The 7,465-nt window shown below is 58.5% G+C and carries 4 protein-coding genes and 1 pseudogene; 2 read left to right on the plus strand and 3 right to left on the minus strand.

What is annotated here, in order from left to right:
- Positions 1-297: 297 nt before the first annotated feature.
- On the minus strand, positions 298-744 hold the full coding sequence (gene ssb / locus Ga0074115_RS10000) for a single-stranded DNA-binding protein (RefSeq protein WP_057956650.1): 447 nt from the start codon (positions 742-744) through the stop codon (positions 298-300).
- Positions 745-849: 105 nt separating this feature from the next.
- Entirely contained in the window at positions 850-2,235 is a 1,386-nt protein-coding gene (locus tag Ga0074115_RS10005; RefSeq protein ID WP_057956649.1) for an MFS transporter, read from the minus strand.
- 149 nt (positions 2,236-2,384) lie between these two features.
- Between Ga0074115_RS10005 and uvrA the strand changes: the two genes are divergently transcribed.
- On the plus strand, positions 2,385-5,201 hold the full coding sequence (gene uvrA, locus Ga0074115_RS10010; protein ID WP_060528475.1) for an excinuclease ABC subunit UvrA: 2,817 nt from the start codon (positions 2,385-2,387) through the stop codon (positions 5,199-5,201).
- 111 nt (positions 5,202-5,312) lie between these two features.
- On the plus strand, positions 5,313-6,809 hold the full coding sequence (locus tag Ga0074115_RS10015) for an O-antigen ligase family protein (protein ID WP_057956647.1): 1,497 nt from the start codon (positions 5,313-5,315) through the stop codon (positions 6,807-6,809).
- Between the two features lie 71 nt (positions 6,810-6,880).
- Here the strand turns inward: Ga0074115_RS10015 and Ga0074115_RS10020 are convergent.
- A pseudogene (locus tag Ga0074115_RS10020) lies at positions 6,881-7,318 on the minus strand (integrase core domain-containing protein); the annotation flags it as partial.
- Between the last annotated feature and the right edge of the window lie 147 nt (positions 7,319-7,465).

Here is a 7,465-nt window from a genome sequence, read left to right on the forward strand (position 1 = left end):
ATACTTGAGTTAACGGCACCACTTCGGGTGCCGGCGACAGGGGCGGACCTTTGGGTCCGCCCCTGTGCGTTTGGGGACAAAAAATTTCCAGTTTACGCAACGGAGGCGGTAGTAGCAGCCTGCCGCGGCGCTACATCTGGCCCTGATCAATATCTATCGAGCGCCCGACCAGCGCCAACTTCGTTGCGAGCGAGCACGCCATCCGACGTGCGCGCTTTTTAGTTTTGTCCACCCCAACGAAAAAAACGGAATCCCGCAGGATTCCGTTTCACATCGCCTCAATTCAGCCTAGCGGCATCAGAACGGGATGTCGTCGTCGAAGTCGTTATCGGGCATGGATGGCGAAGGCTGAGGCGCCGCTGCCGGCTTTGAGACGGGTGCGCCGGAGTCAAATGCCGCGCTGCCACCACGGCTGTCGAGCATCTGCATATCGTTGCCGACGATCTCGGTGGTGTAGCGATCCTGCCCATCCTGGCCCTGCCACTTGCGGGTCTGCAGCCGCCCTTCGACATAGATCTTGGAGCCTTTCTTCAGGTACTCGGCAGCGATCTCCGCCAGGCGATTGAAGAACACCACCCGGTGCCACTCCGTGCGCTCCTGCTGCTCGCCCGTGTTCTTGTCCTTCCATGAATCAGATGTTGCAACCGTCACATTGGTCACCGCGCCGCCGGAAGGCATATAGCGGGTCTCAGGATCACGCCCCAGATTACCGATGAGAATTACCTTGTTTATGCCTCGTGCCATCTTTCCCCCTATCCTCTCCCGCAAATGCAGCGTCCCTGCCTTCGCGTGAGCTATAAATTGAGTTTTGTTGCCATCGCCGGGATCCCGGCAGCCAAGCGTGGGAGTTTACGCCTGCTCTGCGCAATATGCATCCAAGGCCGACTCATCGAACAGAGCAAGATCAACCTTGAGATAGGCGATGCGGTCTTCCGGGATCACCACCGCCTGCGCAACCCCAGCCACCCCGCTCAGCTCTTTCTCCAGCAGCGCGGCATCATCCTCCTCCAGTTCCCCCACCGGCAACAGGAAATTACTCAGATAGTTCGGATCCGACATGCCCCAGGCGATCAGCAACCAGAGCGTCGAGATGCCACCACAAAAGAGAAACACCCCCTCGACACCATACTGGCTGTGGACCCAGCCACCCAGCAGGCCGCCGATGAAAGCGCCGGTAAACTGGGAGCTGGAGTAGACCCCCATGGCAGTGCCCTTGCGTTCTCCCGGCGCTACCTTGGCTACCAGCGACGGCAGTGTCGCCTCCAGCAGGTTGAACGCGATAAAGAATAGCAGTAGTGCCAGCACCAAGCCGGCAAACAGATCACGCATTAATGCCATTGCCAGGCCGGCCAGGGCCAGCGCGGCCACCGCACCGATAAAGACCGGCCGCATCTTGCGCTTACTCTCGGCGATGATAACAAACGGCACCATTGCTGCCATCGCCACCAGCATCACTGGCAAATAGACCTGCCAATGGGAGTCGCTGGCCATGCCCAAATCCCGCAGCGCCAGGGGAAAGGCCAGAAACAGCGCCGTTAGTGTCATGTGCAGGATGAGGATCCCCAAGTCCAGTCGCACCAGCTCGGGATCCCGCAGCACCTTGCCGAACTGCCCCGGCACCGCCTCCGCATCGCGGTGGAATTCGCTCTTCTGCGGTGTCGGCACGACAAACAGCACCACGCCTACGCCCAGCAACGCCAGTATCGAGGTAAGCCCGAAGATTCCCGGCACGCCGATCCAGCTGTTCAGCACCGGCCCCAGCACCAGCGACACGGCAAAGGCGGCACCGATGCTCATGCCGATGATCGCCATCATGCGCAGGCGGCGCTGCTCACGACTCAGATCCGCAGCCAGCGCCATAATCACTGCGGCGATGGCGCCACTACCCTGCAACGCACGACCGGCAATGATCCCCCAGATAGTGTCAGCGGAGGCCGCCACCGCACTGCCGCAGGCAAAGATCAACAAGCCAGCAATGATCACCGGTTTGCGGCCGATGCGATCGGAGAGCATACCGAAGGGGATCTGCAGCACTGCCTGGGTCAGACCGTAGACGCCGATCGCCGCTCCCACCAGCATCGGCGTCACTCCAGCCATGTCCTCCGCATAGAGGGCGAACACTGGTAGGATCAGAAAAAGTCCCATCATGCGCAGCGAGAAAATCCCCGCCAGAGAAAACGCGGCGCGCCGCTCCAGAGGGTTCAGGCCCTGCCCCTCTCCGCTACTCTTTGCCATCTCAGATCCGCTTTGCCTCTACAAATAAAGAGCGCGTATAGTAGCAGGTTCGCCTGAATCGTTGTTGCAAAAAACCGGCTGGAATCGGGGGGGTAATATAGGCGCCGCGCGCCGCCTCCCAGATCGACCGGAAGCCTAACCAGAGAGCTATGGATACCATCCAAATCCGCGGCGCGCGGACCCACAACCTGAAGAATATCGACCTGACCCTGCCGCGCGACAAGCTGATCGTGATCACCGGGCTCTCCGGCTCCGGCAAATCCTCGCTGGCTTTCGACACCATCTATGCGGAGGGGCAGCGACGCTACGTGGAATCGCTCTCCGCCTATGCCCGGCAGTTTCTTTCACTGATGGAGAAGCCCGATGTGGACCACATCGAGGGGCTCTCACCGGCGATCTCCATCGAACAGAAGACCACCTCCCACAACCCGCGTTCCACCGTCGGCACCATCACCGAGATCCACGACTACCTGCGGCTGCTATTCGCCCGCGCCGGCACGCCACGCTGCCCGGAGCACGACACCCCGCTGGAGGCCCAGACCATCAGTCAGATGGTCGATCTGGTGCTCGCGCTGCCCGAGGGGAGTCGGCTAATGCTGCTGGCGCCGGTGATCTCGGAGCGCAAGGGCGAGCACCATAAACTACTCGCCGAGATGCATGCTCAGGGGTTTATCCGCGCCCGCATCGACGGCGAACTATTCGAGCTGGATGAGCCCCCCGAGCTTGAGCTGCACAAAAAGCACAACATCGAGGTGGTAGTCGACCGTTTCAAGGTACGCCCCGATCTGCAGAGCCGTCTGGCCGAGTCCTTCGAGACCGCGCTCAATCTCGCTGGCGGCCTGGTACGGGTCGCAGCGCTGGATGGCGGCGGCGAGGAGCTGATCTTCTCCTCCCGCTTTGCCTGCCCGCAGTGCGGTTATAGCCTAAGCGAGCTGGAACCCCGGCTGTTCTCCTTCAACAATCCGGTGGGGGCCTGCCCCACCTGCGACGGACTCGGCGTGGAGCAATTTTTCGACCCAGACAAGGTAGTCGCGCACCCCGAACTGTCGCTGGCCGGTGGCGCAGTGCGCAGTTGGGACCGGCGCAATACCTACTACTATCAAATGATCAGCTCGCTGGGCAGACACTACGCATTCGATCCCGAGACGCCGTGGCAGGAGCTGCCGCGGCAGGTGCAGAAAAAGATCCTCTACGGCAGTGGCAACGAGTCGATCGAGTTCAGCTACTTTAATGAGCGCGGCCGTTCGACCCGCAAGACACACCCCTTTGAAGGGATCATCCACAACATGTCGCGCCGCTATCGGGAGACCGATTCGAATGCGGTACGCGAGGAGCTGGCACACTACATCTCCAGCCAGCCCTGCCCGGAGTGCAAAGGCACCCGCCTCAACCAGGCGGCACGCCATGTGTTTGTCGCGCACAACACCCTGCCTGAGATCAGCGCAATGCCGATCGGCCAGGCGCTGAGTTTTTTTCAACAGCTAGCGCTGCCCGGCAAACGTGGCAAGATCGCGGACAAGATCGTCAAGGAGATCGATCAGCGCCTCAGCTTTCTGGTCAATGTCGGGCTCGACTACCTCACCCTCGACCGCAGCGCCGAAACCCTCTCCGGCGGCGAGGCGCAGCGCATCCGCCTGGCAAGCCAGATCGGCGCCGGCCTGGTCGGCGTCATGTACGTGCTGGATGAGCCCTCCATCGGGCTGCATCAGCGGGACAACGCGCGACTGCTCAACACCCTCACCTATCTGCGAGATCTGGGCAATACGGTGATCGTAGTGGAGCATGATGAGGATGCGATCCGCAGCGCTGACCATGTGGTCGACATCGGCCCCGGCGCCGGCGAGCATGGCGGCCAGATCATCGCCCAGGGTACCGCCGAAGAGATCACCGCAGTCGAGCACTCGCTCACCGGCCAATATCTCTCCGGTCAGCGCAGCATCGCCGTTCCCACCGAACGCTATGCCGGACGTGACGGCGAGTTTCTGCGGGTAACCGGGGCCAGCGGCCACAACCTGAAGCAGGTGACGCTCAGCATTCCGGTCGGCACCTTCTGTTGTATTACCGGCGTTTCAGGATCCGGCAAGTCGACCCTGGTCAACGATACCCTCTACCCTATCTGCGCCGCCGAACTGAATGGCGCCAACAGCTCACCGGCAGCCTATGAGTCGATCGAAGGGCTGGAGCACTTCGACAAGGTGGTCGATATCGACCAGAGCCCGATCGGTCGCACACCGCGCTCCAACCCGGCCACCTATACTGGGCTGTTCACGTCGATCCGCGAACTGTTTGCCGGCACCCAGGAGTCCCGCACCCGTGGCTACACCCCGGGGCGCTTCTCCTTCAACGTCAAGGGCGGCCGGTGCGAGGCCTGCCGTGGCGATGGCGTGATCAAGGTGGAGATGCACTTTCTGCCCGACGTCTATGTGCAGTGCGATGTCTGCAAGGGCAAGCGTTACAACCGCGAGACCCTGGAGGTGAAGTACAAGGGCAAGTCGATTGACGAGGTGCTGGCGATGACGGTGGAGGAGGGGCTGGCCTTTTTCGATGCGGTGCCAGTGATCAAACGCAAGCTACAGACTCTGATGGATGTGGGGCTCTCCTATATCTCCCTCGGGCAGAACGCCACCACCCTCTCCGGCGGCGAGGCGCAGCGAGTCAAACTTTCCCGGGAACTCTCCAAGCGCGATACCGGCAACACTCTCTACATTCTCGATGAACCAACCACCGGGCTGCACTTCCACGACGTGAATCATCTGCTTGCGGTGCTGCACCGGCTGCGTGACCACGGCAATACGGTGGTGGTGATCGAGCACAATCTCGACGTCATCAAGACAGCTGACTGGATCATCGACCTGGGCCCGGAGGGTGGTAACCGAGGGGGCGAGATTCTGATAGAGGGCACACCAGAAACCGTCGCCGCCCACCCCGATTCCTATACCGGGAAGTTTCTTGCCAGCTATTTGTGACACCCCTAGTAATTAGGGGAATCTCGGGCTTCAAATTTCAAGCGCTTAGCCTGACAATGCTGGACTGGAGTCCGCTTTGATCTAGCCTTCACCAACAAGAGTCGAAAGCCGATGCGTGTAGCCCTAATCTGGATGATTGTCGCATTTTTCAGCGTCTACGCTTGGCGCGACTGGTTCAAGACCCTCTGTTTTCTGGTCGTACTGATGGCCTTTGTCGAGCGTCCAGACATGCCGAAGGCAGTGGCTGGCATCCCCGGCCTCAACCCCTGGAATCTGCTCTTCGCATCCACCTTTCTCGCCTGGTTTTCCGCCCGCGCCAGGGAGTGGAAGGCCCCTAAACTTCCCCTATCGATCCGTTTCTATCTAGTCTGGTACCTAGTCATCATCGTCGCCTCTTATCTGAGGGCCGCCGGGGATTCCGCCATCCTCAACGAATATTCTTTACTGGTTGGCCGACGCGACTTTTTCACTGGGCAGAGCCTATTTATCGATGACATCATCAATGTGCTCAAATATGTCGCTCCAGGCATAATGTTTTACTATGGCACCAACGACAAGACCCGCATGCAGTGGGCGCTCGCATCCGTTCTGATAATGAATCTGTTGCTTGCCTTGCAGGTAATCCGCTGGATGCCGGTGAGCACCCTCGTCGATGGTGATCTGCTGCAGAAGCGCGCCGTGCGCGTCATCGACCGTGAGATCGGTTACTTTCGCAGTGATGTGGCCGTGCTGCTCTCCGGTGCTGCTTGGGCCTTTTTCGCCTTGATCCAGCTCTCTAAAAGTTCACTCAACAAGACATTTCTGGTGCTCTCCAGCATGGCCTGTGCACTTGCTATCGCACTGACCGGCAGCCGCATCGGCATGGGTAGCTGGATGGGGGTGGCATTCATTCTGGCCTGGTACCGCTGGCGCAAATTCTTTTTCATCACGCCGCTGGTGGTTCTGACCATTGCCGTCACTATCCCGTCGGTGACCGAACGCTTCACAGAGGGCTTCACCCAGGATACCGCGGATAACCGCAACGCTGAACTCGACAGCGGCGGACCAGTTAAAGCGGACGACATGGACCTCTATACGGTCACCTCCGGTCGCACCGAGATCTGGCCCTTTGTAATCGAAAAGATCGCCGAACAGCCGATCTGGGGACATGGACGACACGCCATGATCCGCAGCGATATTGCACCCTTCCTCTGGAATGCCTATCACGAGTCATTCCCTCACCCACACAACGCCTATCTTGAGCTGACCCTCGATAACGGCCTGCTGTTCTCGATCCCCATCTTTATCTTCTTTCTGATTATCGTGATAAAAAGTCTCACCCTGTTCAGGGACAAGAGAGACTCCTTCAATATGGCAATAGGCGGCAGCAGCCTGGCGTTTACAGTCAGCCAGCTGTTTGGCGCTGTTGCTGGTCAGTCTTTCTACCCAATGATCAGTCAGGTCAGCATGTGGGTGATGATCTTTCTTATGTTGCGGGTCTCTCTGGAGCGAAAAAACCAGAACTTTTCTGACGCCAACCTGAATACTGAAGCGCCACCAAGTGGCTCTGAGAGGCACATCCCCCCTGGTCGCAAACGGCGTTACAACATCCACAACCCTCCCTGGTAGGTTATCAGATGTAGTAGTCGGGACTTAATCTGACAGTTACCGATTTCGATGGCGTGACTGTCAGGTCAAATTCAGCCGATGAATTTTTCCTTCCAGATTTGTTTCCCGTCTTCCAGCGTGGCCAGCGGCGTGCGGCCACAGCACATCTTTCCTTGATGTGTCCGCTGTGCATTGTAGTACAGCAACCAGTCGTCGAGATCCTGCTGCAGGCTCTCCATGTCAGCATAGAGTCTCTTCCTGAAGGTTACCTGATAAAACTCCTGCAGGATGGTCTTGTGGAAGCGCTCGCAGATCCCGTTGGTCTGCGGCGACTTCACCTTGGTCTTGGTGTGATCGATGTCGTTCACGGCCAAGTAAAGCTGGTAGTCGTGCTGATCAGCCCTGCCGCAGTACTCTGTTCCTCTATCAGTCAGAATGCGTAGCATAGGCAGTTCATGACGTTCAAAGAACGGCAGTACCCGATCATTCAGCAGGTCAGCGGCGGTGATCGGCGTCTTGGTCGTATATATTAATCGTTCCGAAAGTATTGGCAGTCTATTTTTGAACTTGCCAAAATATATTAATCGTTCCGAAAGTATTGGCAGTCTATTTTTGAACTTGCCAAAATATACTTTGTATCTGACATGCGGAAGAAACTCTTAATCAGCGAAGTGCGC

The sequence above is a fragment of the endosymbiont of Ridgeia piscesae genome, assembly GCF_001443665.1.
Taxonomy (GTDB): Bacteria; Pseudomonadota; Gammaproteobacteria; order Chromatiales; family Chromatiaceae; genus Endoriftia; species Endoriftia persephonae.

Bases quoted from the DNA above. Each gene is read 5' to 3' on its own strand.
- Ga0074115_RS10005 (WP_057956649.1), bottom strand. From the start codon at position 2,235: ATGGCAAAGAGTAGCGGAGAGGGGCAGGGCCTGAACCCTCTGGAGCGG.
- uvrA (WP_060528475.1), top strand. From the start codon at position 2,385: ATGGATACCATCCAAATCCGCGGCGCGCGGACCCACAACCTGAAGAAT.
- ssb (WP_057956650.1), bottom strand. From the start codon at position 744: ATGGCACGAGGCATAAACAAGGTAATTCTCATCGGTAATCTGGGGCGT.
- Ga0074115_RS10015 (WP_057956647.1), top strand. From the start codon at position 5,313: ATGCGTGTAGCCCTAATCTGGATGATTGTCGCATTTTTCAGCGTCTAC.